Origin of the sequence: Thermofilum sp. (assembly GCA_038741495.1) — an archaeon.
Lineage (GTDB): Archaea > Thermoproteota > Thermoprotei > Thermofilales > Thermofilaceae > Thermofilum.
In genome coordinates, this window is sequence record JAVYKX010000001.1 from 176331 (window position 1) to 197832 (window position 21502).

General features: G+C 55.8%; 31 protein-coding genes. 26 read left to right on the forward strand and 5 right to left on the reverse strand.

Features of this window, described 5'->3' with window-relative positions:
* Positions 1-12 precede the first annotated feature (12 nt).
* The 4 genes from QXU72_01045 (at position 13) to QXU72_01060 (ending at position 3222) form a co-directional block, all read left to right on the forward strand.
* Positions 13-534: a 30S ribosomal protein S4 gene (locus tag QXU72_01045; protein ID MEM0493832.1), complete on the forward strand. Its 522-nt coding sequence runs from the start codon at positions 13-15 to the stop codon at positions 532-534.
* Positions 527-949, forward strand: a complete 423-nt coding sequence (locus QXU72_01050; GenBank protein MEM0493833.1) for a 30S ribosomal protein S11 — start codon at positions 527-529, stop codon at positions 947-949. The genes QXU72_01045 and QXU72_01050 overlap by 8 nt, the downstream gene beginning before the upstream one ends.
* A 193-nt stretch (positions 950-1142) precedes the next feature.
* Positions 1143-1937, forward strand: coding sequence for a hypothetical protein (locus QXU72_01055; protein ID MEM0493834.1), 795 nt, complete (start codon positions 1143-1145; stop codon positions 1935-1937).
* A gap of 79 nt (positions 1938-2016) precedes the next feature.
* Positions 2017-3222, forward strand: a complete 1206-nt coding sequence (locus QXU72_01060; protein MEM0493835.1) for a pyridoxal phosphate-dependent aminotransferase — start codon at positions 2017-2019, stop codon at positions 3220-3222.
* A gap of 12 nt (positions 3223-3234) precedes the next feature.
* On the opposite strand, the gene QXU72_01065 is transcribed toward QXU72_01060, so the two are convergent.
* The 5 genes from QXU72_01065 to QXU72_01085 form a co-directional block, all read right to left on the reverse strand.
* Positions 3235-3603 (reverse strand): roadblock/LC7 domain-containing protein, encoded by a 369-nt coding sequence (locus tag QXU72_01065; protein MEM0493836.1) that lies wholly within the window; start codon positions 3601-3603, stop codon positions 3235-3237.
* Positions 3604-3664: 61 nt separating this feature from the next.
* Entirely contained in the window at positions 3665-4192 is a 528-nt protein-coding gene (locus tag QXU72_01070; GenBank protein MEM0493837.1) for an ATP/GTP-binding protein, read from the reverse strand.
* Complete coding sequence (locus tag QXU72_01075) at positions 4140-4571, reverse strand: hypothetical protein (GenBank protein ID MEM0493838.1); 432 nt, start codon at positions 4569-4571, stop codon at positions 4140-4142. The genes QXU72_01070 and QXU72_01075 overlap by 53 nt, the downstream gene beginning before the upstream one ends.
* Positions 4561-5304 (reverse strand): hypothetical protein, encoded by a 744-nt coding sequence (locus QXU72_01080; protein ID MEM0493839.1) that lies wholly within the window; start codon positions 5302-5304, stop codon positions 4561-4563. Before QXU72_01080 ends, QXU72_01075 begins: the two co-directional genes overlap by 11 nt.
* 48 nt (positions 5305-5352) lie before the next feature.
* Entirely contained in the window at positions 5353-6810 is a 1458-nt protein-coding gene (locus QXU72_01085) for a hypothetical protein (GenBank protein ID MEM0493840.1), read from the reverse strand.
* Between the two features lie 117 nt (positions 6811-6927).
* Here QXU72_01085 and QXU72_01090 point away from each other — a divergent pair, with 117 nt between their 5' ends.
* The 22 genes from QXU72_01090 (at position 6928) to QXU72_01195 (ending at position 21484) form a co-directional block, all read left to right on the forward strand.
* Positions 6928-8016 (forward strand): Xaa-Pro peptidase family protein, encoded by a 1089-nt coding sequence (locus tag QXU72_01090; GenBank protein ID MEM0493841.1) that lies wholly within the window; start codon positions 6928-6930, stop codon positions 8014-8016.
* A gap of 31 nt (positions 8017-8047) precedes the next feature.
* A complete protein-coding gene (locus tag QXU72_01095) occupies positions 8048-8668 on the forward strand; it encodes a DUF99 family protein (protein MEM0493842.1) in 621 nt (206 codons plus the stop codon).
* Positions 8669-8731: 63 nt separating this feature from the next.
* On the forward strand, positions 8732-9778 hold the full coding sequence (mtnA, locus tag QXU72_01100; GenBank protein ID MEM0493843.1) for an S-methyl-5-thioribose-1-phosphate isomerase: 1047 nt from the start codon (positions 8732-8734) through the stop codon (positions 9776-9778).
* Positions 9779-9872: 94 nt separating this feature from the next.
* Positions 9873-10295 (forward strand): hypothetical protein, encoded by a 423-nt coding sequence (locus QXU72_01105; GenBank protein ID MEM0493844.1) that lies wholly within the window; start codon positions 9873-9875, stop codon positions 10293-10295.
* 95 nt (positions 10296-10390) lie between these two features.
* On the forward strand, positions 10391-10777 hold the full coding sequence (rplX, locus tag QXU72_01110; GenBank protein MEM0493845.1) for a 50S ribosomal protein L24: 387 nt from the start codon (positions 10391-10393) through the stop codon (positions 10775-10777).
* Between the two features lie 6 nt (positions 10778-10783).
* Positions 10784-11545, forward strand: coding sequence for a 30S ribosomal protein S4e (locus QXU72_01115; GenBank protein MEM0493846.1), 762 nt, complete (start codon positions 10784-10786; stop codon positions 11543-11545).
* A complete protein-coding gene (locus QXU72_01120; protein ID MEM0493847.1) occupies positions 11542-12087 on the forward strand; it encodes a 50S ribosomal protein L5 in 546 nt (181 codons plus the stop codon). The genes QXU72_01115 and QXU72_01120 overlap by 4 nt, the downstream gene beginning before the upstream one ends.
* Before the next feature lie 5 nt (positions 12088-12092).
* Positions 12093-12257, forward strand: coding sequence for a 30S ribosomal protein S14 (locus QXU72_01125; protein ID MEM0493848.1), 165 nt, complete (start codon positions 12093-12095; stop codon positions 12255-12257).
* A gap of 11 nt (positions 12258-12268) precedes the next feature.
* Positions 12269-12658, forward strand: coding sequence for a 30S ribosomal protein S8 (locus QXU72_01130; GenBank protein MEM0493849.1), 390 nt, complete (start codon positions 12269-12271; stop codon positions 12656-12658).
* Positions 12659-12669: 11 nt separating this feature from the next.
* A complete protein-coding gene (locus QXU72_01135; GenBank protein ID MEM0493850.1) occupies positions 12670-13068 on the forward strand; it encodes a 50S ribosomal protein L32e in 399 nt (132 codons plus the stop codon).
* A gap of 14 nt (positions 13069-13082) precedes the next feature.
* Positions 13083-13538: a 50S ribosomal protein L19e gene (locus QXU72_01140; GenBank protein ID MEM0493851.1), complete on the forward strand. Its 456-nt coding sequence runs from the start codon at positions 13083-13085 to the stop codon at positions 13536-13538.
* A complete protein-coding gene (locus QXU72_01145; GenBank protein MEM0493852.1) occupies positions 13531-14130 on the forward strand; it encodes a 50S ribosomal protein L18 in 600 nt (199 codons plus the stop codon). The genes QXU72_01140 and QXU72_01145 overlap by 8 nt, the downstream gene beginning before the upstream one ends.
* Before the next feature lie 23 nt (positions 14131-14153).
* Entirely contained in the window at positions 14154-14780 is a 627-nt protein-coding gene (locus QXU72_01150) for a 30S ribosomal protein S5 (protein MEM0493853.1), read from the forward strand.
* A gap of 10 nt (positions 14781-14790) precedes the next feature.
* Complete coding sequence (locus QXU72_01155; GenBank protein ID MEM0493854.1) at positions 14791-15261, forward strand: 50S ribosomal protein L30; 471 nt, start codon at positions 14791-14793, stop codon at positions 15259-15261.
* 69 nt (positions 15262-15330) lie between these two features.
* The gene (locus QXU72_01160) at positions 15331-15780 is read left to right on the forward strand and encodes an uL15m family ribosomal protein (GenBank protein ID MEM0493855.1); all 450 of its coding nucleotides are present in this window, start codon (positions 15331-15333) and stop codon (positions 15778-15780) included.
* A complete protein-coding gene (secY, locus tag QXU72_01165; GenBank protein ID MEM0493856.1) occupies positions 15780-17216 on the forward strand; it encodes a preprotein translocase subunit SecY in 1437 nt (478 codons plus the stop codon). Before QXU72_01160 ends, secY begins: the two co-directional genes overlap by 1 nt.
* A gap of 138 nt (positions 17217-17354) precedes the next feature.
* Positions 17355-17567, forward strand: a complete 213-nt coding sequence (locus tag QXU72_01170; protein ID MEM0493857.1) for a FaeA/PapI family transcriptional regulator — start codon at positions 17355-17357, stop codon at positions 17565-17567.
* 176 nt (positions 17568-17743) lie between these two features.
* Complete coding sequence (locus tag QXU72_01175; protein MEM0493858.1) at positions 17744-18565, forward strand: RNA methyltransferase; 822 nt, start codon at positions 17744-17746, stop codon at positions 18563-18565.
* 98 nt (positions 18566-18663) lie between these two features.
* Positions 18664-19665, forward strand: a complete 1002-nt coding sequence (locus QXU72_01180) for a 50S ribosomal protein L3 (protein MEM0493859.1) — start codon at positions 18664-18666, stop codon at positions 19663-19665.
* Positions 19666-19670: 5 nt separating this feature from the next.
* The gene (gene rpl4p / locus QXU72_01185; GenBank protein ID MEM0493860.1) at positions 19671-20459 is read left to right on the forward strand and encodes a 50S ribosomal protein L4; all 789 of its coding nucleotides are present in this window, start codon (positions 19671-19673) and stop codon (positions 20457-20459) included.
* Positions 20460-20465: 6 nt separating this feature from the next.
* Positions 20466-20726, forward strand: a complete 261-nt coding sequence (locus QXU72_01190; GenBank protein ID MEM0493861.1) for a 50S ribosomal protein L23 — start codon at positions 20466-20468, stop codon at positions 20724-20726.
* Positions 20727-20740: 14 nt separating this feature from the next.
* Positions 20741-21484 carry a 50S ribosomal protein L2 gene (locus QXU72_01195; GenBank protein MEM0493862.1) on the forward strand — a complete coding sequence of 248 codons (744 nt, stop codon included), beginning with the start codon at positions 20741-20743 and terminating at the stop codon, positions 21482-21484.
* The last annotated feature ends 18 nt before the right edge of the window (positions 21485-21502 follow it).

Sequence of the window (21502 nt, forward strand, 5' to 3'; positions counted from 1 at the left end):
GGTGGTGGGAGGATGGGTGACCCTAGGAAGTCTAGGAAGAAGTGGGAGCCGCCGTCTCACCCCTGGGTGAAGGAGATACTCCTAGAGGAGATGCGCCTACTCGGAGATTACGGCTTGAGGAACAAGAGGGAGCTCTGGATCGCCAGGAGCTTCCTCAGGAGCATCAGAGCACGCGCTAGAAAGCTTCTAGCTCTTCCGCCCGAGCAGAGGGAGCAGCAAGCGAGGCCGCTCATCGCGCGGCTCTACCACTTAGGGCTTCTCCCGAGCGAGGACGCTACGCTCGATGATATTCTCCGGTTGACAGTGCAGGATATTCTCGAGCGGCGGCTGCAGACGATAGTCTACAGGAAGGGTTTAGCCAGCAGCATATACCACAGCAGGCAGCTTATAGTCCACGGCCACATCGCCATCGGAGGGAGGAGGGTTCGCAGCCCCGGCAAGCTAGTAACTCGGGAGGAGGAGGCGCTCGTCGAGTACTACCCCTTCTCCCCAGTTGCGAGAGGAGCTCAAGCAGAGGTGAGAGCAAGTGAGTGAAAGGAGCGGCGAAGCTCACGAGAAGGCTAAGAGGGGCGACGTTGGAATCTGCTGGATTTACGCCAGCTACAACAACACTATCATTCACATCACTGACCTATCGGGGTCGGAGACCATCGCCATGGCTTCAGGCGGCCAGGTGGCTAAGGCTGACCGCGATAAGCCCTCTCCTTGGGCTGCAATGCAGGCTGCTGCTAAAGCCGCTAAGATAGCTCTCGACAAGGGGATAAGGGTTGTCCACGTGAAGGTTAAGGCCCCGGGCGGGTACGGGCCGAAGACCCCTGGGCCCGGCGCGGGCCCGGCGATCAGGGCGCTCGTCAGGGCAGGCCTCATTGTCGACAGGATAGAGGATGTGACGCCGCTGCCCACGGACACCATAAGGAAGCCTGGGGGCAGGAGAGGTAGAAGAGTGTAGTAGCTCAGCCCGGAAACCTCTTCTTCACTTTTCAGCGCTGCAATAGCTCGTCATCGCCGATCAGCGAGGGTGCTCAGGCTTTTAAAGGTATGCGGCTCTACCGCGCAAGCTTAAATTCTACAGCTCAGCTTTGAATGAGTGAAGCTGGGGATCGCTCTTGCCATGGGTCGGTGTATCTGCTGAGTGCCCTAAATTGGAGGAGGCGGAGAAGGTGCTGGAGTCCATGGGCTTCACTGTGATGAAGAAGTTTCAGCTTGAGCTTCAGGTAGAGGGCGCCTGGCGAAGCTTTACTGTTTTCGAGGTTCTGGGCTTCGTTGAAGGTGCAGCCGAGCTGCTCGCCGCGGAGCTGGGCTGCCCAGCGCTCGAAAGCGGCCCCCACCTCGTTCTAGGAGAAGTTTCAGCGAAGATCTGGGATGAGGCGGCTAGGGTTGTCCTGCCGGAGGGGCGGGAGGTCCTAATCCCCATCCTCACTTACGACGCTTTTCTCGACCTGGTTCTCCCGACGCAGAAGGTCAGAGGGTTGGAGGGGAGGATTACTATCACGGGAAGGACTTTCAAGCTGCCTCTCACTAAGGAGGACTTACTCGAGATCGCTAGGCTCGGCAGCAAGTACCTCGAGAAGGTTGAGAAAGCGATTGCGGTTTACGGGTCTGAGCGTATCGTTTCTGCTGCTGCGCTTTCAGAGCTCTTACTCCGTAGGGTCAAGCTGGAGGAGGAGTTCAGGTACGAGGTTGATTTCGACGAGGGTGTGGCTTTCCTGTACAAGGGTGGGAAGCTGACCGCGGTCTCGATACCCCGTCTCGCGGTAATGCTCGCGGAGAAGGGTAGGCTTGAGGAGGTCGAGCAGCTTTTGGAGAAGTGTGAGGGTGAGCTGCTCCACGAGGTTGAAGCCGCTTTACTCGACTTATACAGCTTGTATGGGGAGGAGAGTGTTGCCGGGAAGAAGTTGAAAGATTTTTTGGTGAAGAGAGGGATCTTAAAGGAGTAGAGCTTTCCAGGCACTGTGATTTAAAGTACAATGCAAGAGAATATATTTATGCGCCTGTTGCATACGTGTTACGGGAAACATGCCAGGGTACTCTAGCAGAACCGAAAGTATCGTAGCATCCCCTATCCGCAAGATCGCCGCTCTTCTGGACGAGGCCAGGCGTAAGGGGGAAATAATCAGTTTCGGGGGCGGAGCTCCCAGCTTGCCCCCTCCGCGGGAGGTCGTAGAGTACTTAGCTGAACTTCTCCGCGCGCAACCCCAGAGGAGTGTCGCGTACGGAGCCACCCGAGGGATGATCGAGCTCCGCGAGCTGATCGCCGAGGACATGAAGAAGTACTACGGGGTTTCTTACGATCCCCGCTCCGAGATAATGATCGTGAACGGGGGCACCGAGGGTATATACCTGGCGCTTGGAGCGCTGCTGAACCCTGGCGAGGAGGTTATCATCCTCGACCCGACCTACGTGGGGTACAGCGAGCCCATCAAGCTCTTCGGGGGCAGGGTTAGGACTGTGCCCGTCAGAGTTGAAGAGGGTTACCAGCCCAGGGTCGAACTCATCGCGAAAGCTGTTTCGCCGCTGACCAAAGCCTTCATCCTACTGAGCCCGGACAACCCGACGGGGCGCATAGTCACTGAGAAGTTCGTGAGAGACCTGGTTGACCTCGCTGTCCAGCATGACTTCTGGATCATATTTGACGCGGTGTACAAGCACATAGTGTACGAGAGGCCGCAGCCCTGGGTGGACGCTATTCCTGAGGCTCGCGAGCGAACGATCACTATTAACAGTTTCAGCAAGGAGGCGAGCATCCCGGGCTTTCGCCTCGGCTACGTGACCGGGCCTCCAGAAGCGATAGAGAGAATGGAGAAGCTCAAGCAGTACGTTTCGCTAGCACCGGATACTCCTGGACAGCTCGCGATGATAAAGTTCTACGAGGATGGTATAAAGGAGAGGTACCTGAGAGAGTTCGTCATCCCGACTTACAGGAGGCGTAGGGACTTCATGTACAAGATGATTCAGGAGTACCTCCCAGAAGCGAAGACTACACTGCCTGAAGGAGCTTTCTACTTCTTCGTGAACGTCGAGAAGTACCTGGAGGCGATGGAAAGGGATGACGAGGAGTTCGCTAATAGGCTTCTCTACAGGAAGAGCGTGGTGGTGATTCCTGGAAAGTACTTTGGTGAGATGGGTAAAGGCCACGTGAGAATGACATTTGTAAGCGAGCCTGAGGAGAGGATAGAGGAGGGCGTTAAGAGAATCGGAGCGTTCGTGAGCAGCTACCTATAACCTGCCTGCTCTTTAAACTAGGCTGCTTACCTTCTTTTTAATATCTCTGAGCGTGTATAGGAGCACTCCTAGCCTCGTATCTCTGCCGAAAAGGACGGCTAGGTACCCCATCTCCCCGAGCTTGATATAGATGATTCCTGAGCCATCGGGGGCATTGACAGTGATCCAGTCTGCTTCTCCCTTGCCCAGCTCAACGCTTGCACGGTTACCCACCTCAGCTAGCACGGCAGTTAAGGCGGCTATCTTCTCCTCCAGATCCTTATCGGTCAAACTGCTCAGTAGCGGTAATCCATCGCTTGTCGAGACCACGAAACCTTCGACACCCCCCACTCTCGTTACAGGCTCGATTAACTTCCTCACACTTTCCAAGTTTAGGCTCATCACCCTTCACCTCCTACCTCATGCCTCTTAAATTAGTATATATTGCTTTCAAACCTCTCCCTCACTCTTCCGCTATTAGCCGGATGAGCCGCCTGAGCACGGCCATCGCAGACTCCTTATCGTAAGCGGTAAGAGGCATAACAATCGACGAGTTAGCTCTGAAGATCTCCGCGGCTTTATGAGGAGGAACCGCTCCTTTCACATCCTGCTTGTTCACAGCTATGACGTGGGGGTACTCGCCCAGGGACTTCATGTACTCGTAGAGCGTCCTCCCCCTTATAACCTCCACAGGCGAGCTGCCGTCTACTATAAACACGTAGCCGTGCATTCCTGTGGAGAGAATTCTCCACATGAACTGAAGCCTGGTTTGGCCCGGCGTACCGAAGAGGTAAATCTCGTAACCATCCAGCACGAGTTTCCCGTAGTCGAAGGCTACCGTCGTGTACTGCTTTGTCTGAGCCTCGCGGGGATTGGAGACAGGGACCTCGGTCTGAAGCACATACTGCGAGACTGTCTTAACGAAAGTCGTTTTTCCGCTAGCGTAGGGCCCGCTCACTAGTATCTTTAGGTAGCCTCTGGGGGCCAGCATAACCTACACCCGCGGTTTTCACAACATCGTCTTCGTACTTCCTGAGCACCAGGTGTATGAGGCCCAGGTTAGGCCTTGGTACAGTTGATAGAGCGATGAACGCTCCGTCGACAGCGGATATCACTACATGCTCGCCGTTCTCAAACTCTACATCAACCCTCCTCACCTTCGAGCCGAAGATATCTCCCAGAGCGTCCAGTGAACCTAGCGCTGCAGCCGAAGCTACAGCCAGGAATTCGGCTTGCGCCTGCTCGGCGGCGAGGAAGTCTTGCGGTATGCCATCGCGCCACGCGTAGACGATTGTTGTGATCATTCTATGCGTCTCTTCGAGGATCTTGTTCAGCAGGCTCTTTAAGCTCCCTGGATTGCTAGCGGCCATAGGCGCTCTCACCTTTAGCTGCAAGCCTCTCGTTAAAGTACCTACTTATTGCTTTCTTGGCTTTACTTACAACCTGCTCCGCTACATCGATACCGTCTCTGAACTCCAAAATGCCGTAGACCGATATATCTTTCACATCTCCGAGGTAGAATATATCGAACCTGAACTTGCCTTTCACGATTGAGGTAGCTGAGGTGCCGTAAAGCCTAACGATCTCGAGCAGCCGCGCAGGTTCCTCGCTGCAGCTGCCGTAGCTTTCAACCAGGAATCCCTGCGAAGTTATCACACCTGCGAATTTGACGTCGGGTGCCACGAGAATCACATCACTGAGCTTAGCTAGCGGCGGCGGCTCTTCCTCGAGAGAGGGCTTGGGTTGGAGAGTAGGGGGAGGTCTAGTCTCAATAGGCCTGGTAAGCCGTCTTTCCAAAACGGCTGTACGGCCCTCTAAACTCGTAATCTTAGATTCGAGCTGCGTGATCTTCTCCAGCACTGGTGCTATGTTTATCTTACTAATCGATTCCTGAATTTCCTTGAATTGATTTGTGAGAATTTCTAAACGCTTATTCACTTCATCATCTCTTTCAGGCTTAATATTCTTAAAAAAGTACCTAATCGAGTAAAGAAAGCCGACCAGAAGCCCGAGAGAGATGCTGAAATTTATCAAGAGCAGCGTGACGTAAGCAGATTCTGATATCTGCCCTACTGCCAGAAAGCGGCCAGCTACCTCGAGCATTACTTTCTCTTCAGTGATTTTTCCACATTATCCTAATATTTTTAATCGCTAGAAATGCCTGAAGGGGGTGCGCCTGAACCCTATAGTAGGGTAGAGCGAGGTTATCTCTTCGATGAGAACTGCAACCTCTGGCGTGAACTTCGGCGATGCTTCAGAGATTGCTTTCTCGAAGGCGCGTTTAGCTGGAGAGCCTCCTGCTATTAGCTTGTCAGCTTTCCCAGCTATCTCGAGGAGCGTTGTCCTGTCGAGGTACTTTAACACGTTGAGGAACTCGGAGTCCAGGCTTTCGATAGCTTCCTGCGGGTAGCCTGAGAGTCTTGAGAGGAGGCTAACAGCCTCTTCCAGGGAAAGTGGAGGGATGTAGAAAACGAGAGTGTTCTCAGGGCTGAGCCCCTGCGGGATGGCTCCGTGCTCGTGGAAAAGAACTATTTTCGCGGCGCATTTGCCAACGCTTAGGATGCGCGTCCGGAGAGCTTGCTCGTCCTCCAGAGAGAGTCCCAGTAGCAGCAAGTAGCTGTACTTGCCTTTAAGGCACTCCTCTAGCACTAGAGACGTGTATGGTTTGAGATCTTCGAATAAGAGGTCTTCCGCGCTCTTCCTCTTCTCCCTGGGGGGAGGTGTTTTCACGCTTAAGCTCAAGCGGCGCGGCTGGTGCCAACCCGGGGTAGCTGCAAGCGATGCTAGCCCCGAAGCTGCGGCTACCGTGAGAACTTGTCTACCCAGCTCGAGCAGCGGTGTGTTCGCGCCGTAAAGTGCGGGAACGCTGAGAAGAAGAGGTGCGGCGATAGAAGAGCGTACTCTGCCTACCTCCTCCGCGAGGAGAGCTGACAGAAGCGCTGACGCGGCTAGCATCGTATAGCTTGCTGCCATGTAGGGGTCTTTCAGGAGCTTCTCCAGAAGTGCTAGGTAGAACTGACCCACGTTAACTACATCGAAGGGTGTTTTATCCAGTAGTGCAGCTAAACCACCGGGGACTCTGACCAAGCTGCATAGCCAGGTATCGCCAGGCAGCAGGAAACCCGACAAGACGAATACTTGTGATGAGAACACTAGTCCCGTCGCCGCTGCAGCGCGCGGTTCCTCTGCCGATGAGAGAGCGTAGAGGAGTCCGAGCAGCGCTGCTGCGTAACCGCCGCTTACGAGCATGAACACTGAGAGCAGCTGTAGGAATAGAGCCGAGTGCCAGCTTTGTAACCCCTTGTAAACCACCAGGAGGAGCACGGGAGTGAACAGGAGCAGCATTTTCAAGCCCCCGCCCAGGTACAGGCTTGCGCCGATGACAACGGACGAGATGAGAGGGCTGAGGTTCGGAGAAAGCGCTGAGAGGCCTGCAAGGAGAGGGAGGAGCGAGGCTTCAATCCCTACTAGCGAGCAGAAAGTGAGGTAGGCAAGGCTGCTCGCGAGCGCCGCAGCAATCCGTGGGATCAAAGAAGCTCCCCGCAACGCGACCAGCTTTCCGGAGAGCGGTTCGAAGCTTATATTGATAACCACCAGAGCAATACTCACTCTAAAAGGTCACGGAGTGGCCGCAGGAGCTTTCAGCCTGCTTAAGCAGATTACTCCGTGGAAGCTCCAGCAACTAGCTGGAGAAAAGCGTATTAGGATCTATGCGGAAGCTTCGCCGTGCTGAAGCTTAAGCGTCTTCTCAGCGAGGTCGAGTCGAAGCAGCTCGATGCGGTGGCTGTATTTTCTCCTTCTAATGTGCTCTACTTAACCTCCTCTGACGCCCCGAGCGCAGTTCTGGTCTTCAGGAGCGGCGAGGTAATCTCGCTAGCCCCGAGGCTAGAGTACCTCAGAGCTCTCGAAGAAGTGAGTGTCGGTGAGGTTTACACGTTTTCGAGAGTTGGCGAGTTGAGCGAGTACGAGAAAGCTATCCCGGGTGACGTGTACGAAGCTATAGCGTCGGTAGTGCGAGAAAGGGGGGCGAGGAGAGTGGGGGTTGCCGGCGCTTCGCTGGAAACGAGGCAGAAGCTTGCCGAAAAGCTGGGTGTCGAGCTTACCGATTTCTCGAAGGAACTCCAGCGGCTGAGGCGTGTAAAGGATGAGGAGGAGCTCAAGGTTATGCGTAACGCGGTAGCGCTCGCCGAGGAGGCGATGCGCCTCGCTATCGATAGCCTCGAAAGAGGTGTGACTGAGCTCGAGGTGCTCGCGCGAGTACTCTCGTTTTTAGCGCGGAGGGGGTCCGGCCTACCTTTCACCCCGATCATAGCTTTCGGCGATCACTCCGCTCACCCTCACGCTAAACCTCAAGGGCGCGCGCTGAGAGAGGGGGACCTGGTTAAGATAGACCTTGGTGCGCGTGTCGATGGGTACTGCTCCGACATAACGCGGACGCTGGTCTTCGGGAAACCTTCGCCCAAGCAGGAGCGTCTCTTGAGGGCTGTCAGGAGAGCTCAGGAAGCGGCTATAGAAGCTGTTAGAAGCGGTGCACCCGCGAAGGACGTTTACGGGAAAGCTTACAGCGCGCTCAAGGAGGAGGGCCTCAGCGCGTATTTCAACCACGGGCTTGGGCACGGTGTAGGAGTAGACATTCACGAGCCTCCAGCGCTCAACGCGGAGAGCGAGGAGTTCCTCTTAGCGGGAGACGTGGTGACGATCGAGCCGGGAGTGTATCTAGCTGGCTACGGAGGGGTCAGGATAGAGGACATGGTTCTAGTCCTCGAAGACGGCCACGAGTGCTTAACCCACTTTGCTAAAGACCCGGTAATATAAGCGCTCCGGAGATCTTTTTCTGGTGAATTGAATGGGGTGCTCGGGCTTCGTCAAGCCGGCTTTCCGCGTGCTCGGAGTAGCGGAGTGCTTCAGGAAGAGTCAGGCTCGCTCGGTAGTGGCTGCCGTCTCCTACAGGAGGGACCGCGTGATCGACGGTGTGTACTTGACCTTCTTCAATGTGGGGGGCTTAGACGCCACAGAGAAAATCATTTCCCTGGTGCGCGAGAGCGGTAGGAAAGACTTTAATGTGATTATGGTGAACGGGTGCGTGCTATCCTGGTTCAACGTGCTCGACCTCAAGAAAATCCACGAAGGGACAGGGATTCCGGTGATGTGCTTAACTTACGAAGAGTCGAGTGGCCTCGAGCGCTTCATCAAGGAGTACTTTCCCGGCGATACCGCGAGGATGAGAATGTACCTCGACCTCGGCGAGAGGGAGCTAGTGTACGTGAGAGCGGCTAGGAGCTACGTTTACGTCAGGTACCAGGGCTTAACCGCCGAGGACGTTAGGAAGATTCTCGACTCGACGACGCTCACCGGAAGAGTGCCAGAGCCTCTTCGCACAGCCCAGACCATCGCTAGAGCAGTTCACAGCTTTCTCGAATCTCGGTTTCCCGAGGTTCTCGGCACGCGCTTCTCGCAGCCGGCCTAGCGCTAGCTTTAAGCCATTTCCGCGTGGGAGCTATCTCAAAGAACTAGGCTTCAGGTTAGCGGTATGTTGAACCTTCCACGTACTCTCGAGTGGAGGGATGGTAAGCTCGCGTTCATCGACCAGACCAAACTCCCTGATGAGCTGGTGTATATTGTAACAAATGATTGGCGGAGAGTTGCCGAGGCGATTAAGCGTCTGGAGATAAGAGGGGCTCCAGCCATAGGCGTAGCTGCAGCCTATGCGCTTGCTCTGTACGCATACCACTCCCGGGAGGATGATGCGGAGAGCTTCCTCCAGCACCTCGAAGAGGTTGCGAGCGCTTTGAAATCTACCAGACCCACAGCGGTGAACCTTTTCTGGGCTGTTGAGCGTGTTCTCGCTGCAGCTAAGGCTTCAAGCGACGCAGAGGAGGCGCGGAGAGCTGTGATCAGGGAGGCTATGGCGATACACAGAGAGGATGAGGAGGCGAACAGGAAGATAGGAGAGTTGGGAGAGCGGCTGATAAGCGACGGAGATACCATAATCACCGTGTGCAATGCTGGCTCACTTGCGACCAGCTACTGGGGTACTGCTACAGCACCGATGTACGTCGCGAAAGAGCGGGGTAAGAGCTTTAGGGTGATTGCTCTGGAGACTAGGCCCTTCCTTCAGGGCGCTCGGCTAACTGCGTGGGAGCTCTCGAGAGCCGGCATCGAGGTCGTAGTAGCGACGGACAACAGCATCGGGATACTCGCCGAGAAGGAGAGGATAGATCTCGCTCTCGTTGGCGCCGATAGAATTACCCGTCTAGGGTATGTGGCTAACAAGCTCGGAACGTACCCTCTCGCCCTAGTCAGCAGGGTGCACAACATCCCGTTCTACGTTGCGGCGCCGACGAGTACCGTTGACCTACGCTCTGCTGGCCCTGGGGACTTCGAGATCGAGAAGCGCAGCCCGGAGGAAGTGCTTTACGTTAAAGGAATCCGCATAGCCCCTGAAGGCGTCACAGCAATTTACTACGCGTTCGACATTACGCCGCCCCAGCTTGTAACGGGCATAATAACGGAGCGCGGCATTGCCTATCCTCCCTACAGCAAGAGCTTGATCTCAATTCTCGGGGCCGGAAACTAAGGTGAGCACTTTACTCTTGGGAGGGAGCATTTCTACTTTATAAAAAAAGACACCGATAATATTCCCCCGCGGCAGCGGTATTTCGAGGGGTTTAATGGGGGCTGTCAAGGCCATCCGGTTGAGGAGTCTGCGCGACCTAGTCCATGTGCTTAGCGTCAGCCAGATCCCGCTTGTCCACCACATAGGGCTAGATGGGCTCCACGTGTACTTCGTGCCTATCGCTCTTTCAAGCGACTCAAGCGTGATTTACTTTTACGCCTCGCAAACACCGCTGGAAGGAGGCTTCCTCCTCTTCAACAACTTCACTGGCGAGGTCACCGTCTCCGAGCGGTGGGTATCCGACTCCAAGCACATCGTCATCCCCATAGTTGAGGTGGATGGCCAGAACATCTTCTCCGAGAAAATTCTCCTGAAGGAGCTTTTGAAGACCGAGCGCAAAGAGCAGGCGCGCCAAGCCCAGGACGAGCGCGAAAACAGGGAGGGTCGCAGCCTCGTCCCCGCAGAGGCCAGGCGGTGAGGAGAGACCTAGGTTCTCCTCACTAGAAGTTCTCAGCTTCATCCGCAAAGGATAGGGCACTAAGTTTAAAAGATCTACATGCTGATGCGTCGAACGTGACTGGTGGTCTAATGAGCAGGGCTCTCTCTTCACAGCCCAGGAAGGTAAGGAAGAGGATGGTGTACAGCCTACCGCTTCATAAACGGTCGAAACGGATCGTAGCGCCTTTGTCTCCGGAGCTTCGCGAAAAGTACCGCGTGAAAAGAGTTAGAGTTAGGAAAGGCGACAGGGTTCTCATCCTCCGCGGGTCGTTCAAGGGGCATGAAGGCAGAGTTACAGGTGTTGACGTGAAGCGAGAGAGAATCTTCGTCGAGGGTGCTGTTCTCAGGAAGTCTGATGGCACGGAGGTTCCATACCCTATTCACCCCTCTAAGGTTCAAGTTGTAGAGCTCGATCTCTCGGATCCCAGGCGCAGGGAGGAAATCGAGAAGAGAGCGAGGTGACGGGGTTTGAGCCGCAAAGTCAAGGGGTCTCTCAGGCACCTCAGAGTGAGCGTAGCCCCACCCCACTGGCCCATACCCCGGAAGGAGCGTGTGTGGACTGTTAAGCCCAGCCCGGGTCCCCACTCGCTGCTATCATGCATACCCTTAGGGATCCTTCTCCGAGATTTCCTCGGCTACACGACCACTATGAGGGAGACTAGGCGCGTGCTCGCGGAGCGCACTGTCCTGGTTGACGGAAGGGTGGTTACAGACTACAAGTTCCCGGTCGGACTCATGGACGTCGTGCAGATCGTACCAGAGGGTAAGTTCTACAGAGTGGTTCCCGACAAGTCCCGGAAGCTGACTTTAGCAGAGATAGGTGAAGAGGAGGCGCACCTAAAGCTCCTCAGAGTAAGGAGGAAGACGATGGTGAGAGACGGTAACATCCAGCTAACCTTCCACGATGGGAGAAACTACCTCGTCCGCGTTAAGGATCCAGGCAATCCTGTCGAGGCTCCGTACAGCACTTTCGATGTAGTGCTCTTCGACCTTAAGTCGAAAAGCATACTTGAGCACATCCCTTTCGAGAAAGGGGTTTTGGCGATCGTCGTGGAAGGCAGGAACACGGGCTTTCTAGGCCGCATAGAGGATATTCAAACAATCTTCAAGCGCCGAGACTCTCTCATCACGCTTAAGGCCCAGAGCGGTGAAGTAGCTCGTACAGTAGCCGAGTACGTGTTCCCAGTGGGAAGGGATAAGCCGCGGGTCACGGTGGGGGTTAAACCATGAGCGGTAAGGTCCCTTACCTTGATGTAGGGCACCCGATGAGAAGAGTCTTCGTAAGTAAAGTGGTCGTCAACATCGGGGTCGGCGAGAGCGGCGAAAGGCTGGCGAAGGCCGCGAAGCTTCTCGAAACGCTCACGGGTCAGAAGCCGTCCTTCAGGAGGGCTAGGAAGTCTATCAAGGAGTTTGGCGTAAAGAAAGGCGAGAACATCGCAGTGATGGTGACCTTGAGGGGCGAGAAGGCTATCTCGTTCCTTAAGAGGGCTTTCGCTGCTGTTGAGAACAAGATAAGCGAGCGAAGCATCGATAAGCATGGCAACTTCTCCTTCGGTGTGAAGGAGCATATACTGCTCCCTGGGGTGAAGTATGACCCAGAAGTAGGCATCTTCGGCTTCAACGTGGTGGTTGCTATGGCGCGGCCCGGCTTCAGGGTGGCGCTGCGGCGGCGGAAGAGGTCCAAAGTCCCTCTTAGGCACAGGGTGACTAAAGAGGAAACGATAGCTTACCTCGAGAAGGTTCTAGGCGTCAAGGTTGTTAGAGGTAGGTGAACCGTATGGGGAAGATCCGCGCGCCGAAGAAGAGGAAGATGGGTAAGGGCAGCAGGCGCTGCACTAGGTGTGGTACTCACGAAGCTATTATAAGGATGTACGGGCTCAACCTCTGCAGGCGTTGCTTCAGGGAGGTTGCCGAGCAGATAGGTTTCAAGAAGTACTCTTAGGGGTGGTCTTCATGATGATGGACACTCTGGCTAACGCGATGGCGTCCATCAAGAATGCCGAAATGAAAGGTAAGCGGGAATGCGTAATCTACCCTGCTTCAAACCTCATTGCCTCCGTGCTGAACATCATGCAGAAGCACGGCTACATAGACGGGTATGAGTTCGTGAACGATGGGAGAGGGGGTAAGTTCGTGGTCAAGTTAAACGGGCGCATTAACGATTGCGGTGTCGTAAAGCCTAGGTTCTCGGTGAAGAAGGACGGCTACGCGGAGTGGGAGCGCCAGTACCTACCCTCGAGGGACATAGGGATCCTAATAGTATCCACTCCGAGCGGCGTGATGTCGCACCGAGAGGCTAGGGAGAAGGGTGTCGGTGGAGTCCTGCTGGCTTACGTTTACTAGAGGTGGTGCTCATGGGAAGTGGCAGGCCTCAGCTGGATGAGGAGGTGGAGAGAGCTCTCGAAGTGAGAGAGAGGATCAAGTCTAAGAAGCCCGAGTTCGTGAGGATGAACTCCTGGCGTCTCGAGCGGTTAGACGACTCGTGGAGGAGCCCCCGCCGCTCTCTCGACAACAAGATCAGGCTTCAGCGAAAGGGTTTCCCGCCCATGGTTAAAGTAGGCTACAGGGGGCCTGCGCTGGCGAGAGGCCTTCACCCCTCCGGCTTCGAGGAGGTACTCGTGCATAACGTCAAAGATCTCGAGCGCATTGACCCCAAGAGGCAGGCCGTGAGGATTGCCGCTACAGTCGGCAGAAGGAAGAGGGCGGAGATTTTAAAGAGGGCTGAAGAGTTGGGCATCACCGTGCTGAACTAAAGAGGTGGGGAAGAGTGGATCTGAGGCTTGCGCGCAGGCTTGCGGCTGAGATCCTCGGGGTCGGGGAGAGCCGCGTATGGATCGACCCCGAGAAAGCTGAGGACGTCGCAGCAGCCATTAGCAAGGATGATGTGAGGAGGCTGATTAAAGCTGGAGCGATTTCTGTACGCCCAGCCAGCACGCCTTCTAGAGGTAGGGCGCGGGCAAGGCATGAGAAGAGGAGGAAGGGTCGTGGCCGGGGACCTGGGAGCAAGAAGGGTCCCAAGGTCGATGAAAAGAGGCTCTGGATCCTGAGGGTTCGCGCTCAGAGGAAGCTGCTAAAGGAGCTTAAGAGTAAGGGGCTCATAGACACGAAGACGTTGCGTAGAGTGTACCGCCTCGTGAAGGGAGGCTTCTTCCGCAGTAGGGCTCACCTGAAGCTTTACCTTCAGGAGCACGGGCTTCTGAAAGAGGGGAGTGCGAGTGGCTAGAGGGCCGCGCTACAGGGTTGCTCTAAAAAGGAGGAGAGAGGGAAAGACTAACTACTACAAGAGAAGGAAGCTGATCCTCTCTGGGAAACCGAGGCTTGTCGTCAGGGTACTCTCCAGGGTAGCTGTGGTTCAAATCCTTAAGGCTGATCCCAAGGGCGACGTGACCATCGTGGCAGCGCACTCTAACGAGCTGAGGAAGTACGGCTGGAAGGCTTCGCGGAAGAACACGCCAGCGCTTTACCTGCTCGGTCTCCTCGCCGCGCTAAAAGCTAAGAGTAAGGGCGTGGAGGAGGCTGTAGTTGACATAGGTCTTCACAGACCGGTTAAGGGTGCGCGGGTGTTCGCCGCGGTGAAAGGCGCTTTAGACGGCGGCTTATCGATACCTGTGGGGGAGGAGGTGCTTCCCTCCGACGACAGAATTCGAGGTGAGCACATCGCTAGCTATGCAGCGCTGCTTAAGGAGAGGAGCGAGGACGAGTTCAGATTAAGGTTCTCGAGCTACCTGGCGCAGGGGCTGGACCCCGAGAAGCTACCAGAGCACTTTGACGAAGTTAAGCAGAGGATTCTCAGCGCTTTTGCGGAGCGTTTATAAGCGGAACCTCGAGCGGGTAGGGGGTGGTGGGTATCGCTGCGCGGAGCGAGTGGGTTCCCAGAACGGAGCTAGGCAGGCTCGTGGCAGAGGGGAAAATAAGGAGCATGGAGGAGGTGTTTGCCAGGAAGCTGCCGATAAAGGAGGTGGAGATAGTCGACGCGCTGCTTCCCGACTTGCGCTTTGAGGTGCTCAGCGTTAACTTCGTTCAGAGGCAGACAGACTCGGGCGAGGTCAGTCAGTACCAGGTTACGGTTGCTGTCGGGAACGAGAACGGCTACGTAGGTGTCGGCATGGGCAAGTCTAGGCAGATCGGGATGGCTATCGAGAAGGCTGTGAGGAACGCTAAGCTCAACATAGTTCCCGTCAGGCGGGGCTGCGGAAGCTGGGAGTGCCTCTGCGGGGAACCTCACAGTATTCCCTTCAGAGTCGAGGGGAAGAGTGGGAGCGTTCGAGTGGTACTCCTTCCTGCACCGAAGGGAGTCGGGCTCGTTGCCTCGGACACGGCGAAGGTTGTTCTAAGGCTGGCGGGGATAAAGGATATCTGGACTCGCGCTTTCGGGGAGACGAGGACGACTCACAATATGGCTAAGAGCGTGTACGAGGCACTTAAAATGACTTACAAGTTCTACACGCCAGATATCTGGAGCTAAGGTGTGCGTAATGGGTCTCCTGCTGGTCGTCAGGCTGAGAGGGTCTCCTGACAGGCGACCCGAAGAGGAGAAAGCTCTATCGCTCCTGAGGCTGCATAAGCCATACCACGCCGTTCTGCTCCGCGACACACCCGACGTTAGAGGCATGCTGAAAAGAACACTTGAGAACGTGGTCACGTACGGCGAGCCCGATAAAGACACGCTCGTTGAACTTCTGCGTAAAAGGGGCAGAATCGCCGGGAACAAGCCGTTGACAGAGGATTACCTTAAGACTCTCGGCTTTTCCTCCTTCGAGGAGCTTGCTGACGCCCTCCTGGCTGGAAAGATTTCCCCAGAGGATATACCAGGGCTTAAACCTGTATTCAGGCTTAGACCCCCCTCAGGCGGTTTTCGAGGAACTCTCAGGAAGAATATCGGCGCGGGAGGAGAGTGCGGCTATAGAGGCTCACGGATAAACGAGCTTGTGCGCAGGATGATTTAAGCGCTCTTTCCATACTTTGGGAAAATTAAATAACCCGCTGCTAGCTGGCAGTCGGGGTGCGTCGCCTTGGTGGTTAGGCGGGAGAAGAAGAGCAAGTACTACCGTGGTAGCAGGACGTGCGGGTGGGGTCGAGTAGCGCAGCACCGTAGGAGCGGCAGGAAAGGCGGGCGGGGGCGGGTCGGCTACCACAAGCACAAGTGGAGCTGGGCTGTCAAGTACGCACCAGACTGGTACGGCCGCCATGGCTTCACGCAGCCTCCCAACCTAGTCGCCAAGTGGGTGACAATGAACGTGGGGGAGCTGGACGAGAAAGTTGAGGAGCTTGTGCGGCAAGGCGTAGCTGTAAAGGTTGGCGACGAGTACCACGTAGACCTGCTGAAGCTGGGTGTTAACAAGCTCACCGGAGAAGGTAGAGTTACGAGGAAGCTTGTAGTGAAGACGATTGCCGCTACGAAGAAAGCTGTCGCTAAAATCGAGCAGGCGAATGGTAGAGTTATTACTTCAGCGGTGGAGCGGTAATGAGCTGGTCCGAGAGAGTAAGCGTCCTTTTCCGCCTACTGCCTGAGGTCAGCAAGCCGGCTAGGAGGCCCACTCTCGGTGAGCGCCTGTTCTGGACGGGTGTAGTGCTCATAGCGTACCTCACCATGGGTCAGATTCCGCTCTACGGAATCCCCCGTGAAGCAGGGGGCTTAGGCCCGCTAGAAGTTCTCAGGGTAGTGATGGCGTCGAGGAGGGGGACGCTCGTCGAGCTAGGGATCGGGCCGATCGTCACTGCCGGCATAGTATGGCAACTGCTCGTCGGCGGCAAAATAGTGAACTTGGATCTCACAACTCCCGCCGGCAGGAGAGCATTCGCGGGTCTTCAGAAGCTTACAGCCATCCTCTTCGCAGCTATCGAAGCTGGAGCGTTCGTTCTGGGAGGAGTCTACGGTGTGCTGACCGCGACGCAGCAGCTGCTCGTCTTCTCGCAGCTTCTCGCGGCTAGCGTGATCATCATCCTGCTCGACGACCTACTGGAGAAGGGTTGGGGTATAGGCAGCGCGGTCAGCTTATTCATAGCAGCTGGGGTAGCGCAGCAGATATTCTGGGAGCTCTTCAGCCCGATAGCGGTGGATGACGGCCTTTACTACGGCTTCTTCCCGTCTTTAATCGCCGCTACAGCCAGCTATGCGACTACGGGCAACTCCACTCTGCTGAAAATACTGGTTGTTAGGCCTCACGGATACCCAGATTTCGTGAGCTTCATTTCGATGGTGCTTCTGCTCCTGTTCCTGGCCTTTCTCGAGAGCGCTAAGATTACCATCCCCGTCTCTAGCGCCCGTTTCGGAGGTGCGAGGGCCAGGATACCCCTGAAGCTGCTCTACGTCTCGGTGATACCGGTAATACTCGTTGGAGCGCTTTACGCTAACATCGTGATGCTTACCCAGGTTCTCTGGCCCCGAATTAACCCTGCGAACACCAATCCCGTGTTGAACCTTATAGCGATGTACAACTACACCAGCCATGGTACGGTTCCGCTTCCAGGATCCTTCGTCTACTACATCAGCGCTCCGAGAAGCCTCGGCGCAGCGCTCGCGGATCCTGTTCATACACTCCTCTACGCGCTTTTCTACATTCTCTTCTGCGTTCTTTTCGGCGCGGCTTGGATCATCACTTCCGGAATGGACCCAGAGACCCAGGCAGAGCAGCTGGCTAAGGCGGAGCTGCAGATACCTGGCTTCAGGAAGAGTGAGAAGGTTATCGCTTCCATCTTGAAGCGCTACATCTGGGCCTTAACGATATTCAGCAGCATCGTAGTCGGTCTCGTCGCCGTGCTGAGCGACATACTGAGAGCGATGGGCGGTGGGACGGGAATACTCCTACTCGTCGGAATCACTATGCAGTACTACTCTATCCTTGCTCGCGAAAGAGCGCTAGAGATGTACCCAACCCTTGCTCGATTCTTCCGAGAGTAAGGCACCGCGGGCTTTGAGAGTAGAGCCCCGCTGATAGATTTTTTACTCGCATCTACTTCGAGCAATGCTGATTCATCAAGCACCTCTGGCGGCAGCAATCTTTTAATATAACGACACTGGAGGTTAGGGCGAAACACTATGCCGAGGAAGGTTACCGATAAGGTGCTCAGCAGGAAGAAGATGATATACGAGTACCTCAAGAAGCAGGGACCTATACCTACTGTAGAGATCGTGAGGGACCTGGGTTTATCGCACAGCCAGGTGTTCTACATCCTTAGGCTACTGCTCCGGGAAGGAAAGGTCAGGGAGGAGCGCCGAGGAAAGATGGCTTACTGGGTGGCAGTTGAATAGATAAGTTAGCGCTATTCCACAAGCTTGGTGAGCGCAATGGGCGGCAGGCAGAGGACAACGATCTTCATGGAGAAGAAGAGGGAGCTTACCAAGGAACAGCGGGAAAAGGCCAAAGCCGGGGGTAAGTAGCCCAGAACGCTTTCGGCGCTGGAGCTGCTAAAAGCTCGTGCATCTCCATGAACTGGCCTCCCCCGAAGCCGCGGATCAGGAGAGCTGTAGCGGTACCTTCCTCGACTTTCTGCCAGCTCAAGGAGCCGGCCCGCACGCTCCACGCGGCTTTTCTCGCGCGGGCCTTGGCAATCTTCCGCGTGGAGGAAGTTTTCATCTACGAGGAGTCATCTATCCGCTGCAGCTGGCTCTCAAAGATCCTGCGAGCTTTTGAGACTCCTCAGTACTTGAGACGGTTGCTCGTTCCGCAGGACGAAGATCTGAGGTTCATAGGGATGGCTCCCCCGCTAGCTATACCTAGCCACCAGCTGCGCGGCGAAAACCTTCCCTACCGGGAGGGCGTTGTCCTGCGTAGAAAGCGGGGAATGGTCGAGGTAGAGGCTGGGCTCGGCGAGCCTATCACGGCGAGGGGGACGGCTGAGCCCGGTAGTAGGGTAACACTCCTGAGGGAGGGGGACGGCTGGGTTGTTGCCGGTTATAACTCGCTGAATGTCTACTGGGGTTACAGGGTGTTCTGCTTCAACAGCCTGAGAGAGCTGCTCGACAAAACTAAGGATGACTACCTCACTGTACTCACGTCGAGGTACGGGGTACCCTTCCGCGAGCTCAGGGGCAGAATTGAGGAGGAAGCGAGGAGGAGAGGTATGCTTCTGCTGGTTTTCGGAACCTGGAATAGGGGCCTTCACGAGATAGCTAGAAGGGAAGGCTTTAACCTGGAAGCTTTCTCAAGTCTGGTGGTCAACGTGGCGCCCCTTCAGGGAACCAGGACTATAAGAACGGAGGAAGCCGTCATGATAGCTCTCTCCCTGCTGAACGACCTGCTTCAGTGACCTCTCGGCCTACACTGAGCTACCGCGTCAAGCTGCGTGGCGAGTAAAAGCTTTATAAAGTGTGAATCGCTCAAGCCTCGCGCGTTTGGTGAGGCGCCTTGGCTAAGGGACACAGACCTCGCAGAGGCTCGCGTGCTTACTGGCCCAGGAAGAGAGCGCGGAGCATCGTAGCGCGGGTTAGAAGATGGCCGGTGACGGATGAAGTTAGGCTACTAGGCTTCGCCGGCTACAAAGTGGGCATGCTCCACATAGTGGGCGTAGAGATGCAAAAGAGCAGTCCATTCTACGGCCAGGAGCGGGTGTACGCAGCAACGGTACTTGAGGTGCCACCGTTGAGGGTAGTGGGTGTTCGGCTCTACGGTAGGACACCTTACGGGCTCAAAGCGCTGGGCGAGGTCTGGGCTAAGGAGATCCCAGAGGACCTCGAGAGAGTGTTCACGACACCTAAGGAGAGTAAGTCCTTCGAAGAACAGCTGAAGAAAGTAGAGGGATTGAAACCGAAGGTGGAGCACGTGCGGGTTATCGTCGCTACGCAACCTAGGTTGACAGGGATAGGGAAGAAGAAGCCTGAGGTTTTCGAAATCGCTGTAGGTGGTCCTGGACCCAAAGCTTTGGAGTACGCACTGAGCTTGCTAGGCAAGGAAGTTAGCGTGTCGGAGGTATTCAAAGAGGGTGACTACTGTGATGTCATTACGGTGACGAGGGGGAAGGGGCTCCAGGGAGTTGTAAAGAGGTACGGTGTTGCTCAGATGCCGAGGTGGCATAAGCACAGGAAAGGGCACCGCAGGATAGGGAGCGTTGGCCCGAAGAAGCCTGCTGTGATGTTCTATACGCCGTTCGCGGGCCAGACCGGCTTCCACCAGAGGACGGAGTACAACAAGCCGATTTTGAAGATAGGCGACATAGCTAGGGAAAACATTAACCCGCCGGGAGGCTGGCCGCACTACGGTCTCATCCGGAGCACTTACGTCGTGGTAAAGGGCAGCATCCCTGGCCCACCCAAGAGGCTTGTGAAGCTCAGGCTGCCCGTGAGGTTGCTGAAGAAAGCGGAGGTTCCCAAAGTCGTTTATATAAGCACGCAGCCGTGGCCGCCTAGGTGATCGAGATGGCGGAGCTAAAGCTTGCCTCTTTAAGTGTTCCCGTGTATAGCCTGCAGGGTGAAGTCACGGGAGAGGTAAAACTACCAAAGGTCTTCGAAACGCCCTTAAGGAAGGACTTGATTCGAAGGGCATTCCTGTCGGCTTTCACGGCGAGGCTCCAACCGAAAGGCACCGATCCCCTCGCTGGCCTTCGCACTACCGCGGAGAGCCTGGGGGTGGGGCACGGTATTGCGCGCGTAGCGAGAATTAAGGGAGGTTTACGCGCTGCGCGCGTCCCCCAAGCTGTTAAGGGAAGAAGGGCTCATCCCCCTAAGGTTGAGAAGAAGCTTCACGAGCGAATAAACAAGCGCGAGAGGCTGCTTGCGCTGATGTCGGCGATAGCTGCGACTGCTATACGCCCCGTTGTTGAGGCCAGGGGGCACCTAGTTCCCGAGAAGCCGCTACCAATAGTCGTGGATAACTCTCTCGAGGAGGTTTCCAGGACAGCGGACCTTCGCGGTGTGTTGGAAAAGCTTGGGCTTTGGAGGGATGTGGAGAGGGCACAGCGCGGTACGCGCGTCAGGGCGGGTAAGGGTAAGATGAGGGGGAGGAGGTACAAGGTGCCGGTCAGTATTCTGATAGTTGTTAGTGACAGCGGCAAGGGGATTTTGAAAGCTGCCAGGAACCTGCCGGGTGTCACTGTGAGAACCGCTAAGACTGTCTCCGTCATGGACTTAGCTCCTGGCGGGCACCCCGGCCGCCTCACAATTTACACGGTGAGAGCTCTGGAGGAGATAAGGGAGAGGTTCGGGTGATCGGGAATGAGTGGTAGAGCAGTTATAGTGAAGCCTCTTCTAACCGAGAAGACGCTGCGTCTGCTAGAGGAGAACAACACGCTGGCTTTCATCGTGGACAGGCGGGCTACTAAGCAGCAGATTCGCGAAGAAGTTGAGAGGCTTTTCGGAGTGAAAGTGGAGAAAGTTAACACGCTCATCACCCCTAGAGGCGAGAAGAAAGCCTACGTAAAGCTCAAGAAAGAGTACTCTGCATCCGAGGTAGCGACTCGGATGGGTCTAGTGTGATGGGGTGATGTGCTGTGGGCAAGAGGCTACTCGTTCAGCGTAGAGGTCGCGGAAGCTCGGTGTTCCGGAACCCCGGCTGGAAGAAGGTGGCTCCAGCCAGGTACCCTACCTACAATGCTGAGGAATTCCGCTCTAAGGTTCTAACAGGAGTTGTCGAGGAGCTCGTCCACGAACCAGGGCGCGGAGTCCCCTTGGCTATCGTTAAGCTGGAGAACGGTGTGAGGTTCGCGATGATTCCTCCAGAAGGCCTCGCCGTAGGTCAGAGGATATACTACGGGGCTAGCGCGCCTACCGTGCTGGGCAGCATCGTAGCTATAGGAAACGTGCCTGAGGGTACGATGGTCTGCAATATTGAAGTTCGCCCTGGAGATGGAGGAAAGCTCGCGAGGAGCAGTGGCGCCTACGCTCTGGTGCTCGCTCACTCTGGAGGGAAGACTCTGATCCAGCTTCCTTCGAGGAAAGTGAAGGAGGTTGAGAGCGATGCGCGCGTAACGATCGGCATTGTGGCTGGCGGTGGCCGCGTGGAGAAGCCTTTCCTCAAAGCGGGCAAGGTTTACCACCTCTCTAAGTCCAAGTCCTTCAAGTATCCTACCGTGCGAGGCAAGGCGATGTCACCGTACGCGCACCCAGCGGGAGGTGGATCCCACCCCAAGGGCTTAACGCCAGCTCCGCGAAACGCTCCTCCAGGGCAGAAGGTCGGCCACATCGCCCCGAGGAGGACGGGGAGGAAGAAGGGAGCCTCCAGGTCTCCAGCGTAGCACTCCAGCGGTAGGCAA